The 13,941-nt window shown below is 71.7% G+C and carries 16 protein-coding genes; 9 read left to right on the plus strand and 7 right to left on the minus strand.

Features of this window, described 5'->3' with window-relative positions; translation table 11 throughout:
* The first annotated feature begins 70 nt into the window (after positions 1 to 70).
* On the plus strand, positions 71 to 1,210 hold the full coding sequence (locus tag ABD169_RS01375) for an AAA family ATPase (protein WP_344028350.1): 1,140 nt from the start codon (positions 71 to 73) through the stop codon (positions 1,208 to 1,210).
* Here ABD169_RS01375 and ABD169_RS01380 read toward each other — a convergent pair.
* A complete protein-coding gene (locus ABD169_RS01380) occupies positions 1,207 to 1,764 on the minus strand; it encodes a MarR family winged helix-turn-helix transcriptional regulator (RefSeq protein WP_344028353.1) in 558 nt (185 codons plus the stop codon). The genes ABD169_RS01375 and ABD169_RS01380 overlap by 4 nt on opposite strands.
* Positions 1,761 to 2,789 (minus strand): LacI family DNA-binding transcriptional regulator, encoded by a 1,029-nt coding sequence (locus ABD169_RS01385; RefSeq protein ID WP_344028355.1) that lies wholly within the window; start codon positions 2,787 to 2,789, stop codon positions 1,761 to 1,763. Before ABD169_RS01385 ends, ABD169_RS01380 begins: the two co-directional genes overlap by 4 nt.
* Before the next feature lie 123 nt (positions 2,790 to 2,912).
* Here ABD169_RS01385 and ABD169_RS01390 point away from each other — a divergent pair, with 123 nt between their 5' ends.
* The 5 genes from ABD169_RS01390 (at position 2,913) to ABD169_RS01410 (ending at position 8,045) form a co-directional block, all read left to right on the plus strand.
* A complete protein-coding gene (locus ABD169_RS01390) occupies positions 2,913 to 4,343 on the plus strand; it encodes an APC family permease (protein WP_344028358.1) in 1,431 nt (476 codons plus the stop codon).
* Positions 4,344 to 4,369: 26 nt separating this feature from the next.
* Entirely contained in the window at positions 4,370 to 5,980 is a 1,611-nt protein-coding gene (locus ABD169_RS01395; protein WP_344028360.1) for an amidohydrolase, read from the plus strand.
* A 76-nt stretch (positions 5,981 to 6,056) separates the two neighbouring features.
* Entirely contained in the window at positions 6,057 to 7,037 is a 981-nt protein-coding gene (locus tag ABD169_RS01400; protein ID WP_344028363.1) for an NADP-dependent oxidoreductase, read from the plus strand.
* 48 nt (positions 7,038 to 7,085) lie between these two features.
* Positions 7,086 to 7,715, plus strand: coding sequence for an SOS response-associated peptidase family protein (locus tag ABD169_RS01405; protein ID WP_344028365.1), 630 nt, complete (start codon positions 7,086 to 7,088; stop codon positions 7,713 to 7,715).
* A gap of 90 nt (positions 7,716 to 7,805) precedes the next feature.
* Entirely contained in the window at positions 7,806 to 8,045 is a 240-nt protein-coding gene (locus tag ABD169_RS01410; protein ID WP_344028368.1) for a hypothetical protein, read from the plus strand.
* Here the strand turns inward: ABD169_RS01410 and ABD169_RS01415 are convergent.
* Positions 8,042 to 8,755 carry a Pr6Pr family membrane protein gene (locus ABD169_RS01415; RefSeq protein ID WP_344028371.1) on the minus strand — a complete coding sequence of 238 codons (714 nt, stop codon included), beginning with the start codon at positions 8,753 to 8,755 and terminating at the stop codon, positions 8,042 to 8,044. The genes ABD169_RS01410 and ABD169_RS01415 overlap by 4 nt on opposite strands.
* Positions 8,756 to 8,942: 187 nt before the next feature.
* Between ABD169_RS01415 and ABD169_RS01420 the strand changes: the two genes are divergently transcribed.
* A complete protein-coding gene (locus ABD169_RS01420; RefSeq protein ID WP_344028374.1) occupies positions 8,943 to 9,557 on the plus strand; it encodes a TetR-like C-terminal domain-containing protein in 615 nt (204 codons plus the stop codon).
* A gap of 88 nt (positions 9,558 to 9,645) precedes the next feature.
* On the opposite strand, the gene ABD169_RS01425 is transcribed toward ABD169_RS01420, so the two are convergent.
* The 4 genes from ABD169_RS01425 to ABD169_RS01440 all read right to left on the minus strand — a co-directional run bounded on the left by ABD169_RS01425 (position 9,646) and on the right by ABD169_RS01440 (position 12,349).
* Positions 9,646 to 9,975 (minus strand): TFIIB-type zinc ribbon-containing protein, encoded by a 330-nt coding sequence (locus tag ABD169_RS01425; protein WP_046456437.1) that lies wholly within the window; start codon positions 9,973 to 9,975, stop codon positions 9,646 to 9,648.
* A 66-nt stretch (positions 9,976 to 10,041) separates the two neighbouring features.
* Entirely contained in the window at positions 10,042 to 10,752 is a 711-nt protein-coding gene (locus tag ABD169_RS01430) for a DsbA family protein (protein ID WP_344028379.1), read from the minus strand.
* A gap of 26 nt (positions 10,753 to 10,778) precedes the next feature.
* Complete coding sequence (locus ABD169_RS01435) at positions 10,779 to 11,606, minus strand: M23 family metallopeptidase (protein ID WP_344028382.1); 828 nt, start codon at positions 11,604 to 11,606, stop codon at positions 10,779 to 10,781.
* 245 nt (positions 11,607 to 11,851) lie between these two features.
* Positions 11,852 to 12,349: a hypothetical protein gene (locus ABD169_RS01440; protein WP_344028384.1), complete on the minus strand. Its 498-nt coding sequence runs from the start codon at positions 12,347 to 12,349 to the stop codon at positions 11,852 to 11,854.
* 124 nt (positions 12,350 to 12,473) lie between these two features.
* Here ABD169_RS01440 and ABD169_RS01445 point away from each other — a divergent pair, with 124 nt between their 5' ends.
* Together ABD169_RS01445 and ABD169_RS01450 are read left to right on the plus strand one after the other, a co-directional pair.
* The gene (locus ABD169_RS01445) at positions 12,474 to 12,866 is read left to right on the plus strand and encodes an ArsR/SmtB family transcription factor (RefSeq protein WP_344028386.1); all 393 of its coding nucleotides are present in this window, start codon (positions 12,474 to 12,476) and stop codon (positions 12,864 to 12,866) included.
* Positions 12,866 to 13,807 carry a cation diffusion facilitator family transporter gene (locus ABD169_RS01450; protein WP_344028389.1) on the plus strand — a complete coding sequence of 314 codons (942 nt, stop codon included), beginning with the start codon at positions 12,866 to 12,868 and terminating at the stop codon, positions 13,805 to 13,807. Before ABD169_RS01445 ends, ABD169_RS01450 begins: the two co-directional genes overlap by 1 nt.
* The last annotated feature ends 134 nt before the right edge of the window (positions 13,808 to 13,941 follow it).

Raw genomic sequence — 13,941 nt, forward strand, 5'->3', positions numbered from 1 at the left:
GACGGAGCCGGATCGGGCCGACGGGGCCGCGCCGGTCCGCAGTGTCGGTGGCGGATGCCAGACTGCCTCCGTGCTCACCACCTTCGCCGTCAGCGGCTACCGCTCGCTCGTCGACCTCGTGCTGCCGCTCGACCGGCTCACGGTCGTGTCGGGCGCCAACGGCACCGGCAAATCCAACCTCTATCGGGCGCTGCGCCTGCTCGCCGCCGCCGGCGAGGGCCGCACCGTCGGGGCGATCGCGCGCGAGGGCGGGCTCTCGAGCGTGCTCTGGGCGGGCCCTGAGAGCCCGGGCCGGGGCAGCGGGCAGGGCACCGTGCGGAAGCGCCCGGTCTCGCTCCGCATCGGCTTCGGCTCCGACGGCTTCGGCTATCTCGCCGACCTGGGCCTGCCGCAGGTCGATCCCGCGCGCAGCTTCTTCACCCGCGACCCCGAGATCAAGCGCGAGCAGGTGTTCACCGGGTCGTTCGCACGCCCCGCCTCCGTGGTGATCGACCGCACCCGGGCGGCGGTGCGCGTGCGCGACGGGGGCTGGCGCTCGGTCCCCCAGACGCTGGGGCCCGGCCAGAGCGTGCTGCTCGATCTCGAGGACCCCTCGGCGCTGCCCGAGGTCCTGCGGCTCCGGCACGGGATGGCGCAGTGGCGCTTCTACGACCACTTTCGCGCCGACCGCGACGCCCCTGCACGGCAGCCGCAGGTCGGCACTCGCACTCGCTGGCTGAGCGACGACGGCGCGGATCTCGCCGCGGTCTGGGCGACTGCGATCGAGTCCGGGCATGAGGGGCCCCTGGCCTCCGCGGTCGCCGACGCGTTCCCCGGCTCGCACGTCGACATCGACGCCGCGGACGGCGTGTTCCGGCTGCTGTTCTCGCAGCGCGGCCTGCTGCGCCCGCTGACCGCGGCGGAGCTCTCGGACGGCACCCTGCGGTACCTGCTGCTCTGCGCCGCGCTGCTGCCCGCCGATCCCCCGCCGCTCGTCGTCGTCAACGAGCCGGAGGCCTCGCTCCACGAGGACCTGCTCGGGCCGCTCGGCTCGCTCCTCGCGGAGGCCGCACGGCGCACGCAGGTCGTCGTGGTCACCCACTCCGCCGCGCTGCGGCGTGCGCTCGAACCCCGGGGTTCGGCCGTCGAGCTCGTGTCGTCGGGCCAGGGCACGAAAGTGCTCGGGCAGGGGCTGCTCGACGCCCCGCCCTGGCACTGGCCGTCGCGCTAGGAGTTCCCGACCGCCCGCGGCCCGGTGAGCGGCGACCAGTCCGCCGCGTACGCGGCGGGTCGCGCGGTACGCGCGTCGCTGCCGAAGCGCGCGCACGGATCCCGCCCGATCGTGCCGAGCACGCGCCCGAGCATCTCCGAGAACTCGGCCTGCCACGCAGGATCGATCGCCTCGAACACGAGCCGTCGCAGCTGCTGCACGTGCGCGACGACGTGCGCCTCGAGGTGCGCCCGACCGCTCTCCGTGAGCACCACGTCCGTGGCACGGCCGTCATCGGGGTTCTGCTCCCGCTGCACCCAGGACCGCCGCTCGAGCCGGCCGACCGCGACCGACAGCCGCGCGATCGAAACGCTCATCCGAGCCGCGAGCTCGCTCATGGTCCGGGTCCCCGACGGCGCTTCCGACAGCGACCCGAGCACCCGGAAATCGAGGTACGAGACCCCCGCATCGCGCTTGAGCTGAGCTTCGATCGCGCTCGGCAGCTCGACGGTGATGCGCAGCAGATTGCGCCAGAGCTCCTGCTCGGCGTCGTCCAGCCAGCCGGCGTCGTTCACACGCGCTCCCCCGCTCGGCCCCGCCCGCGCGTGGAATCGCGGAAGACCACGTCGATCGGCACGTCCCGCCGCCGCGCCCCCTCGCCCGGGGAGCGATCGTCGAGGACCTCCCGCATGACCCGCATGCACTCGCGCCCGAAGGTCCGCGGGTGCAGGTCGATCGCAGTGATCGACGGCTCGGTGTAGCGCAGCGCGGGCGAGTCCACGGCCGCGGCGACGAGCAGATCCTCTCCGACCGTGCGGCCGTACTCGGTCGCGCTCGTGATCACGTTGAGCACCGATCCCTCGGTGAGCGAGATGATCGCGTCCGCCGGGTCCGTCTCGCCGAGCAGCTTCCGGGTCGCCGCGATCGTCGAGTCCGTCAGGCCCTCGACCGCGACGGCCTCGATCCGTTCGCGCGCCCCGTGCTCCGCGCACCAGTCCCGGTAGGCCTGCGTGATCTCGTCGGACCACCCGCTGAACATCTCGGGCACGATGATCGCGGGCGCGCGGGCGCCGTGCTCGGCGAAGTGGTCGAGCAGCTCTCGGGCGGCTGCAGCGTGATCGGAACGGACTTCGCCGGCGACCGCGCGGTACTCGGCGGGCATGGCTTCGCCGCTCACGACCGGGAGTCCCGGGGCGAGCAGCTGCTCGAGCACGGGATCCCCCGGAACCGGGTCGATGGCGATGATGCCGTCGGCGTCGATGCGGGGCAGCGGCCGCCCGTTCGCCGGCCGCGGCAGGAGCGTCACCAGCAGGCCGGCCTCGAGAGCCTCGTCGACCATGCCGAACGCCGCCTCCGTGTAGTACCCGAGCGTGGTCGCGATGCTCGGCAGGTAGACGACGATGATCCCGGTGCGCGCGGCGCGGAGGTTGCGGGCCGTCGGGTTCGGCCGGTACCCGAGTTCGGCGGCGGCGGCGCGCACCCGTTCGCGGGTGGCGGCGGACACTCCGGTGCGGTCGGTGAGGGCGAACGACGCCGCTCCGCGCGAGACGCCGGCGAGGTCCGCCACGTCCTGCAGGGTCACGGGGCGTTTGACGGGCATGAAGCGAAGGTATCACCGCACGAGGTGCAGCCGGACCACGGTACGGGCGGCGGGTTTGCCGTCGCAACTATATCGGTTTAGTATTCATCCCCAGACCCGCGAATGCCGTTCGAAGGAGAACCCGTGGCCCAGCAATCGTCCGCGCACCTGCGCCGTACCCTCGGCCTCACCGGCCTCGTCGTCTTCGGCCTCAGCTACATGGCCATCGGCACCGTCTTCACCACCTACGGCATCGTCAACCAGCTGACCGACGGCCACCTCCCGCTCTCGTACGTCATCGCGCTCGTCACGATGCTCTTCACCGCCGCGAGCTACGCGGCGATGGTGAAGAAGTTCCCCGTCGCGGGATCCGCCTACACCTACACGCAGCAGGCCTACGGCGGGATCGCCGGGTTCATGACCGGCTGGGTGCTGCTGCTCGACTACCTCTTCATCCCGATGATCAACTTCATGATCCTCGGCTTCTACGTCGGCACCCAGTTCCCGAGCGTCCCGCCGCAGGTGTTCGCCTTCGCAGCCCTGGTGCTGGTGCTGGTGTTCAACATCCTGGGCATCAAGATGGTGAACCGCCTCAACACCGCCATCATCGCGATCTCCCTCGCGACCGCCCTGCTCTTCGTGATCCTCGCGGTGAAGGCCGCGATCAACGACCCGAGCGCGCCCGGCCTGCTCGAGCCCTTCGTGCCCGGCGCCGAGGGCTTCAGCCCGGCTCTCTCGGGCGCCGCCGTGCTCGCGCTGTCGTTCCTCGGCTTCGACGCCGTCTCGACCCTGTCGGAAGAAGCAAAGAACGCTCGCCGCGACATCCCGCGCGCCATCATGCTCACCACCCTCATCGGCGGCGCGCTCTTCATCTTCATCTCGTGGATCGGCGCGCTGGCGTACCACCCCGCCGACTGGTCCGCGATCCCCGACGAGATGAAGAACGCGGCCGGCGTCGCGCTCGTCGCCCACCTGGGCGGCAGCCTCGCGCCGCTCTTCGAGGCCATCGTGGTGATCGGCTCGATCGCGGGCTGCATCGGATCCGGCCTCGCCGGCCAGGTCTCGGTCGCCCGCATCCTCTACTCGATGGGCCGCGACGGCACCCTGCCGAAGCCCCTCGGCCGGCTCTCGAAGCGCTTCGGCACGCCCGTCGTCGCGGCCGTCACCGTCTCGGTGTTCGCGCTCGCCTGCCTGTTCCTCACCCTCGATCAGGCCGCGTTCATGATCAGCTTCGGCGCCCTGGCGGCGTTCACCATGGTCAACCTCTCGGTGATCCGCGTGTACCTGTTCCCGCGCGGCGGTGCGGGCGACCGCAGCGCGAAGGGCTGGATCCTCTACGGCATCGCACCCGCCATCGGCGTCGCGCTCTCGATCTGGCTCTGGACCTCGCTGCACCCCACGACCTGGCTCGTCGGCGGGATCTGGGCCCTGATCGGCTTCGCGATCCTCGCCGCGAAGACCGGCTTCTTCCGCCGCCCGGTGCCGCGCATGAGCTTCGAGGAGGAGTCCCCCTCCACCGAGGCGATCGACGCCTACGCCGACGAGCACCCGCTCGACGAGAACGCCACCCGCTGATCACCCGGAACCGAAGGGAACCCCTGATGACCACTCCTCCGATCGATCTGATCGTGACCGGTGCCCGGCTGCACGCGCTCACCGATATTGCCGGAGCGGCCGACGCGATCGCCGTGTCCGACGGCCGGATCGCCGCCGTCGGATCCCGCACCGAGATCGCCGCGCTCGGCGACGACCGCACCGAGCGCCTCGACTTCGCGGACGGCACCATCGTCCCCGCGTTCACCGACGCGCACGCGCATCCGATCGCAAGCGTCTCGATCCCGCAGGGCACCGACCTCTCGGGGCTGCTCACCCGCGCCGCCCTGCGGGAAGCGCTCGAGCGGGGCGCCGCCGAGCAGGCCGGGAACGACTGGTTCTTCGCCTCGGGGCTGGACCCGAACGCGTTCGAGGGCGCCCCGATCACGAACGGGATCCTCACCGAACTGCTCGGCCCGGATCGGCTCGCCCACGTCGGCATGTTCGACGGCCACTCCGCCCTGGCATCCGACGCTCTGCTCCGGCTCGCCGGGATCACCGAGGGGCGCAGCTATCCCGACGGCTCCAGCATCGTCGCCGATGCCGACGGTCGCCCCACCGGGCACGTGCTGGAGTTCAGCGCGCTGAACGACGTGCGCGCGCACCTGCCGGTGCGCAGCGCCGAGGAGAAGGCGCGCGAGCTGCACACGCTGCTCGGCGCGATGGCCGAGACCGGTATCACCCGCGTGCACGTCATGGATCTGCAGGATCCCGACGCGATCGCGATCCTGGAGGCCGCCGAACGGATCGCCCCGCTCCCCGTCTCGCTGCGCCTCTCGCCGTGGTGCGAGCCCGGCACGAGCGACCGGCAGGTCGACGAGCTGATCGCGCTGCAGGGCCGCAGCGGGGACCGGTGGAGGATCGGCGGGATCAAGTTCTTCATCGACGGGACGGTCGAGGGCGGCACCGCCTGGCTCGAGACCCCCGACATCCACGGCGAGAACACCGAGTCCGTCTGGCGCGACCACGCCGCCTACGCCGCGCGGGTCGCCCGGTTCCACGCGGCCGGGATCCCGACCGCGACCCACGCGATCGGCGAGCGTGGCATCCGCTTCGTCGTCGACACCCTCGCCGGCCTCCCCGCAGGCGGGCCGCAGCACCGCATCGAGCACATCGAGTCGGTCGCGAAGGACGTGATCGACCGGCTCGGCGCCGCCGGCATCGCCGCGAGCATGCAGCCGACCCACTGCACCCACTACACGCGGGCCGACGGCAGCGACGACTGGTCGCAGCGGTTGGGCGAGACGCGCGCGCATCGCGCCTGGTGCACGCGGGACGTCCGCGACTCGGGCGCGATCCTCGCCCTCGGTTCCGACTTCCCGGTCGCCCCGTTCAATCCGCTCGAGATCATGGCCGACGCGCAGCTGCGCCGGCCCGCCGGCGCTCCCGCGGTCGAGCCCGTGCTGCCCGAGCAGGGCCTCACCGCCCGCGAAGCGCTCGAGGGGTACACGACGCAGCCCGGCGCGGCCGTCGGCGAGCGATCGGGCCGGGTCGCGGTCGGCGAGCCCGCATCGTTCACCGTGCTCGACGTCGATCCGCTCACCGCGTCGCCCGACGCGCTCGCGGCGGGCCGAGCGCTGCTGACCGTCTCGGAGGGCCTCGTGACGCACCGGGGGTGACCGCGACCGACCGGCCACTGCGTGCGCACCGGATCGCCTCGGCGCGCACGCAGTGGCCGGGGTTACGCTGAGGATCATGAGCACCGCGGAGCAGATCCCGAGCACGACCGAAGCGCCGACCATGCGCGCCGTCCGACAGGAGTCGTTCGGCGGCCCGGAGGTGCTGCACCTGGCGGAGGTCCCGCGACCCGCTCCCGGGATCGGCGAGGTGCTGATCCAGGTGCGCGCCGCCGGGGTGAACCCCACCGATTGGAAGCATCGCGCCGCCCCCGGATGGGCCGGCTCCCTGCCGCTGACCCTCGGCTGGGACGTCGCGGGGGTCGTGGAGGCGGTCGGCCTCGGAGTCACGCTCTTCGCGCCGGGCGACGAGGTCTTCGGCATGCTGCCGTATCCGCACGGCGTCGGATCCCACGCCGAGTTCGTGGTCGGGCCGACGCGCGCCTTCGTACGCATCCCCGAGGGGATCGACATCGTGCAGGCCGGCGCGCTGCCGCTCGCGGCGCTCACCGCCTGGCAGTCGCTGGTCGACACCGCGGGCGTCGGGGCGGGGCAGCGCGTGCTCGTGCACGCGGCGGCCGGCGGAGTGGGGCACCTCGCGGTCCAGATCGCGAAGGCGCGCGGCGCGACGGTGATCGGTACGGCGAGCGCGGCCAAGCACGAGTTCGTTCGGGGCCTCGGCGCCGACGAGGTGATCGACTACCGCACCGAGGACTTCGCCGAGGTCGTGCGCGACGTCGACGTGGTGCTCGACACCATCGGCGGCGACTACCAGCTGCGCTCGCTGCGCACGCTCCGCCCCGGCGGGATCATGGTCTCGACGCTCCCCCGCCCCGCCGAGGGGCTCTTCGACCGCGCGGCCGAGCTCGGTGTCCGCGCGGAGCTGATCCTCGTCGAGGCCGACCACGCGGGGATGCTCGCCGTGGCGGAGCTCGCCGCGAGCGGTGCGCTCCGCGCCGAGATCGCGGGCGTCTTCCCGATGAGCGAGGCCGCCGCCGCGCACGCCGCGGGCGAGACCGGGCGCACCACCGGCAAGCTCGTGCTGACGATGGGCGGATGATCCGGGCCACCCCTTCCCCGAGCGCGCCGCCGGACGTACGATTCCGGCATGTGCGCGCAGTACGGACTGGGCGGCGGACCCTACGTCGAACCGCCGGACACCCCGATCCCGCCGCTCGACGAGCGGGAGTCGGCGGAGCGCGTCGCCGAATGGGCGGCGCAACGCGACGGCACCGCGCGGATCACCGGCAAGAACGCCCGAAATCTGAATCCGCTGATCCGCGAGGTCGACGGGCGGCGGCGGCTCGACCTCGCCTGGTGGTGGCTCTGGAGAGGCGATGCGCCGGCGAGATTCTCGGCGTTCAACTCCCGCGACGACGCGCTGCTGCGATCCTGGCGCACCCCGTTCCAGCATCGCGCACTGGTGCCCGCGAGCTGGTACCTGGAGAAGGGGGCGAGGTTCGATCTGGGCGGTTCGATGTTCGGCATCGCCGCGATCACCTCCGCGTCTCACGACGCGAACGGCGAGGAGATCCTGAGCTACTCGCTCGTGACCCGTCGCGCGGTCGGGCCGGCGCTCGACGCGCACTCCGGCGACGGGGAACCCCGGATGCCGCTCATCCTCCCGAGCGAGATGCACGACGACTGGCTCGATCCCGAACGGGCCGGCGACCGGGAACTCATCGATCGGGCCGTGCTCGCATCTGACGGCATCTCGCAGGATCTTCGGCGCTCCTGACCGATCTCGCGGATCGCCGAGCGCCGACTTGCGACCGCCGCTCGGCCCCTCGATACTCGAACATGTGTTCGAACGATTCGGGGGTGCGAGATGAGCGTCGACGTACTGCTGGACGATCAGGTCGCGCTCTGGCTCACCGATGGCCGACCCGACCGCATGGTGTGGCGGAGCGAACGCTGGCGCGTCGTGGACGCCCCGGCCCCGCTCGCCGATGCCGCGGGTCCGAGATGGCGCTTCCACGCACGCTCCGAGACCTCGGGGGCGCTGCGCGAGTTCGAAGCGCGCAGCACGGCGGGGCGCTGGTTCGTCGTCGCCGCGCTCGCGCGCTAGTCCGCCGTCGCCCGGCTCCGGTTCCGTCGCCGCGAGATCCAGACCACTCCGGACCCGATCGCGAGCACGACGACCGCGATCCCGGCGATGTACACCGCGACCAGCGGGTAGCCGCCGGGCTGGTTCGGGTTGAGGAACGGGTAGGGGTACCAATAGTGCAGCCCCGTCGCGGGGCTCGTGACGAGAGGTCCGCGTACGAGCGTGTACACCGCCCAGAGCACCGGGAACGCCGCGATCACGGCGACCGTGCGCTTCCGCAGCGGCCCGCGCCCGGGTGCGACGAGCACGTCGGCGAGCAGCAGCAGCGGCCCGATCAGGTGCATCATCTCGTTCGCCCAGGTCACGGTCGCGCCCTGCGGCAGTTCGATCCCCCGCAGCAGCGTGTTGTAGACGATGCCGGTGGTGATCATGTAGGTCGAGGCGCAGGCCAGCAGGATCGCGAGCCCGCGGGGCTCCCGCTCGCCCTCCGCAGCGCGCAGCCCCCAGAGGCCGGCGAGCAGCAGCGCGACCACCGCGCTCAGGTTCGACTCGATCGTGAAGAAGCTCGCGAAGTTGGCGAGCACGGTCGGCAGGTGCGATCCGTGCGGCGTCGTCGCCTCGAGCGCGTTCGTCACCGTGATGATCAGCTGATGCACGACCGCGGCGAGGATCAGCGCCGACCCGAGGAGCCGAACGAAGGACCAGGCTCTCATGCCGCGGGGCGAGTTCATGACACGAACATAGCGGCTGGGACACCCTGTCGGCACCCCGTTCCGCGCAGACGCGGACCCGAGTGCCGACAGAGTGGAACGACGGGCCCCGTGCAGGGGGGAGGGCGCTCGTCGTCGCGCGCGTGCGCAACCCACAATTACCTTACCTCAGTAAGGAAAGAAGGTCGATGCTCTATCCTTGCGGACAATGAGCAAAGCAGCAGGAACCTCTTCCGGGCGGCCCCGCGACAAGAGCATCGACGAAGCGCTCAAGCGCGCTTTCGAGGGCCTCGCCATCGATTCGGAGATCCGCTCGATCTCCATGAAAGACCTGATCACCAGAGCCGGGACCAACCGTGACGCCTTCTACCGGCGCTACAACTCGCTCGGGCACTTCCTGGTCGACGTCGCCGTGCACCGCTACGCGCTCGATCCCGCGTCCGACACCGGCACCCTCCTCGGCGACATCGAGTCCGTCGTGCAGGATCAGGTGGACATGTACACCGACGGCGTCTGCCGCGAACTGATCCCGCTGCTGCTCGACGCCAGCGCGAAGGACGACGTCGTCGCCGAGCTGTTCGCCTCCCAGTTCATCCACCCCCAGCGGGAGTCCTGCCGCCGCATGCTGCAGCGCGCGGTCGACCGCGGCGAGATCGAGCCGCCGGAGGACACGGAGTATGTGATCGACCTGCTCTACGGCCCGCTGCTGCTGCGCGCCGCGCTCCCCGGCGAAGCGCCCATCACCGAGAAGATCGTCAGGCAATCGGCGCGCACCGCGATGCGCGAGCTGGGAGCGGCGCTGCCCGAGGACGCACGCGCCTGACCCGGGGCACCGTGCGAACGGCAACGGGCCGGGATCCTTCCGCTGAGGAGGATCCCGGCCCGCTGCCGCGTGCGGAGGCCGCGGCCGATCAGAAGTCGAAGAGCTCGCCGAGGAATCCCTCGCGACGGCGCTTCTTGCCCGAGCGCTGGTCGTAATCGCGGTCGTGACCCCGATCGTGACCGCGGTCGTAGCCCCGGTCGCGTCCGTGATCCGAGAAGCGACCCCGGTCGTCGACCGGCGCCTGCGGAGCCGCGGGGGCGGCGGGAGCGGTGCGGCCGTACTCGGTCGCGGCGCGGTCGACGATCTTGTCGAGCTCGCCGCGGTCGAGCCAGATGCCCCGGCACTGCGGGCAGTAGTCGATCTCGACTCCGGAGCGCTCGGACATCACCAGATCGGTCGCGTCGATGGGACATTTCATGATGGTTCTCCTTCGGTGGTTCGGTGATTCGGTGGTTGCAATGGTTCGACCGCGTCGGACGCGGGATCAGGCCCCGGACTTCGCGGCGAGCGCCCGGTCGAGCGCGTCGGTCAGGTCGGTAACGCTCGTGAGCTCGAGCTTGCGCCCGTCCAGGAAGAAGGTCGGCGTTCCGGTCGCCCCGAGCAGGCGCGCGGCGTCGAAGTCCTTCTGCACCCGGTCCCGGGTCTTCGGGTCCGCGACCGCGGCGTCGTAGGCCGCGAGGTCGAGGCCCAGGCGCTGCGCGTACTCGCGGAATCGCGGCGCCTCGGAGGTCTGCTTCTCGCCCCACTCCGCCTGGGTCTCGAACATCTGCCGGTACATCTGCTCGAACTTGCCCTGCTGCGCCGCGGCCTCGACCGCGAGCGCGGCGGTCATCGAGTTCCTGTGCCCCGGCATCGGGAAGTAGCGGATCACGTAGGTGAGCTTGCCGTCGTACTGCTTTCGGATCTCCTCGCCGTACGGGTAGAAGGCGCCGCACGCCTCGCACTCGAAGTCGAGGAACTCGACCAGGGTGGGGGCGCCCGGACCCCCGTCGTCGAGCACGTGCGAGTCCGCCGCGACGACGTCGGACACCGAAGCGGGCGCGTCGGCGCTCGGCGCGGGGGTCGCCGGTCGCGCCAGGATCGATACCGCGATCGCGACGACGGCGAGCAGGATCACCGCGGGGATCACGATCAGGGCCGCCCGCGTCGAGGTGGAGAGCCGTCTGGGCCGGGTGGAATCGGAAGGGGTGGTCATGCGTTGCTCCTCTGCCGTTCCGCCGGTCACCGGATGTTCTTGGTCAGGAAGACCATGGGGTCGATGGGCTTGTCGTCCTGCCGCATGGCGAGGTGGAGGTGCGAGCCGAAGGCCATGCCAGTCGCGCCCACCCGGCCGGCGGTATCGCCGATCTTCACCTGCTGACCGACCGTGAAGCTGCTCGAGTCGTTCTGCATGTGGCAGTACCGACTGGTGACGTCGCGCCCGCCGATCTTGTGCTGCACCTTGAGGCCGAAGCCGCAGCCGTCGATCGTCTGCCCCGCCTCGAGCACGATCCCGCTCGCGATGATGCGGATCGGCGTGCCGTCGGCCGCAGCGAAATCCTGCGCGTCGTGGAACTGGGCGACGGGGGCGGTGCGGTAGCCGAACGGATCGGTCAGGGGCACCTGGGTGTCGAACGGGTAGCGCACCTTCGAGTCGGAGAGCCCCGAGAGGTCGGGGGATCCCGGCTTCGCCTCGGGCGCGGTCTCGATGGGCGAGATGGTGTCGAAGGCCCGCTCGCCGGAGCCGAGCGCGGTGCCGCCCGTGCCGTTCAGGTGCTGCGCGGGTGCCGCGGCGGCGAGCGCCGCACCCGTGCCGGAGGCTCCGGCCTGCTGCGGCTGGGCGAGGAGCGGCGCGGCGAGACCCGCGACCATGACGCAGGCGCCGAGCGCGGCGGTGGTCGCGGTCACCGCGCGGCGCAGCCGCCGGGCCGCGGTGGGGGCGGCGCTCTCGGGCTCCGCCGCCTCGATCGCCGACTGCGGCCCGTCGGCCGACATCAGGTGGATCGGATTCGGTGTGCGGAGCTCGTCGTGGGGATGCGCCTCGGGCGCGTTCGGGGATTCGGTGCTCACGCGAACAGCACCGCCGTGAGCACGTAGCTCAGTCCGGCGACGACGAGCGCCGCCGGGACGATGAGCACGGTGAAGACGATGGGGTTGCGGAAGGGATGCTTGGTCGAGTGCATCGAGGACTCCTCTGGGTATCGGTCGTCGGGCGTCCGCGTGCGGCCGGAACGGACGCCGCGGGGCGGGCTGCTGCGCGGCGGCTCGACGTCCGATGCTGAGGCAGGGACGGGAGCGGCGGCGCGCGCCGACGATCAGGTACGGAGGACGGAGAGGGCGAAGGGGGACGGAGGCTCGATGAAGGGGCGCCCGGGTGCGCGGACGCGGAGCACGACGAACGCCCGCTTCGAGAGGGTGCTCGTGCGCCCGCGGTTCCGGCGGATCACGACGGCGAAGGTGAGGAGGAGCGCCAGCACGCAGACCGAGACCAGGTCGAGGCAGCCGCCGATCGGGGCCGCGGTGTCGTGGCCCTCGGCCGGGGTGCCGTGCACGCGCTCCTGGCCGGTCAGGCCCTGGTTCGAGGCGGTCGGGGCCGCCGTCGCGGCCGCGGCGTCGTGGGCTACGGTCCGGGTCCCGGTGGATCCGGCCGCGACGCTCGAGGCGGCGGAAGCCGCGGCACCGTGCGCGGGATCCACGTCGCGGAGGGCGTGCATGCCGAGCAGGCCGAGCACGATCGCCGCGACCGCGAGCACGATCCAGGGCGCGGCGGAGCCCTTCGCGCTCCAGCGCGCGGTCGCGCGTGCCTGCTCCATGCTCCACCTCCCGGTCGGAATCGCTGCGGATGAATCGAAAACTCAGCAAAGCTAACATCCGACCCTGAGATCGGCGGGAGAATCGACCCTTTTCAAAATCGTCGCCGGGCGATACCATCGCCACATGACGATGAATGTGACCGAGCCGGTGATCCTGGATCCGCAGGCCACCGCGGCCTACGCGCACCTCTTCCAGGGCCTCGCCGATCCCACCCGCCTCGCGGTGCTGCAGCACCTCGCGTCGGGCGAGCACCGGGTCCGCGACCTGGTGCAGCACATGGGCTTCGCGCAGTCGACCGTCAGCAAGCACCTCAGCTTCCTGCTCGAGTGCGGTCTCGTCGCGGTCCGCCCCGACGGGCGCGCCTCCTGGTACTCCCTCGCGCACCCGGAGCGGCTGAGCACCGTCATCGCCGCCGCCGAAGCACTGCTCGAAGCGGCCGGCACGCGGGCGATCCTCTGCTCGCACCTCCGCACCCCCCGAACCGCGGCACCGGCCGCCGAGCGAAAGGACCACTGATGGGCGCAGGACACGACCACGGACCCGCGGTCGGCGAAGCCGGCCACCCCGGCGACCACCGCAAACGGCTCGCCATCGCCTTCGCGATCACCTCGATCATCGTGGTGGCGCAGGCGGTCGGCTCCTGGGTGACCGGCAGCCTCGCGCTGCTCACCGACACGGCGCACGCCCTCACCGACGCGACCGGCCTGCTCGTCGCGCTCATCGCCGGCACGCTCATGCTCCGCCCCGCGTCCTCGAAGCGCACCTGGGGCTTCCGCCGCATCGAGGTCATCGCGGCGCTCGGCCAGGCCACCCTGCTCCTGGCCGTCGGCGTGTACGCGGCGATCGAGGGCGTGCGACGCCTCTTCGCGCCGCCCGAGGTGCCCGCGGGCGAGCTGCTCATCTTCGGCATCGTCGGCCTCGCCGCCAACATCGTCGCGCTGCTGATCCTCTCGTCGAGCCGCGGCGCGAACTTCAACATGCGCGCCGCGTTCCTCGAGGTGATGAACGACGCGCTCGGATCACTCGGCGTGATCGTCGCGGCGATCGTCATCGCGACCACCGGTTTCCAGCAGGCCGACGCGCTCGCCGGCCTCTTCATCGCCGCCCTGATCGTGCCCCGCGCGTTCACCCTGATGCGCGAGACCGCGGGCGTGCTCATGGAGTTCACCCCGAAGGGGCTCGACCTCGACGAGGTGCGCGCCCACATCCTGAAGCTCGACCACGTGCTCGACGTGCACGACCTGCACGCCTCCACCGTGGCGACCGGCCTGCCGACCCTCACCGCGCACATCGTGGTCGACGACGAGTGCTTCACCGACGGCCACGCCGCCGAGACCCTCAGCACGGTGAAGTCCTGCGTCGCCGAGCACTTCAAGGTCTCGGTGCAGCACTCGACGTTCCAGATCGAGACGGAGGAGATCCGCGGTCAGGAGGGAAGCGCGGTACGCCACGCCTGATCCGGTCAGGCGGCGCTCGCCCACTCGGCGAGCGCCGCGCTCCACCCTCCGATAGGCTCGATCCGTGCTCATCGAGATCGACAGACGCTAGCCACCGCACCGCCGGTGGCGCCCCCGACCGAGCCCGCATCCGT

This window comes from Leucobacter iarius, from assembly GCF_039530105.1.
Classification (GTDB): Bacteria; Actinomycetota; Actinomycetes; order Actinomycetales; family Microbacteriaceae; genus Leucobacter; species Leucobacter iarius.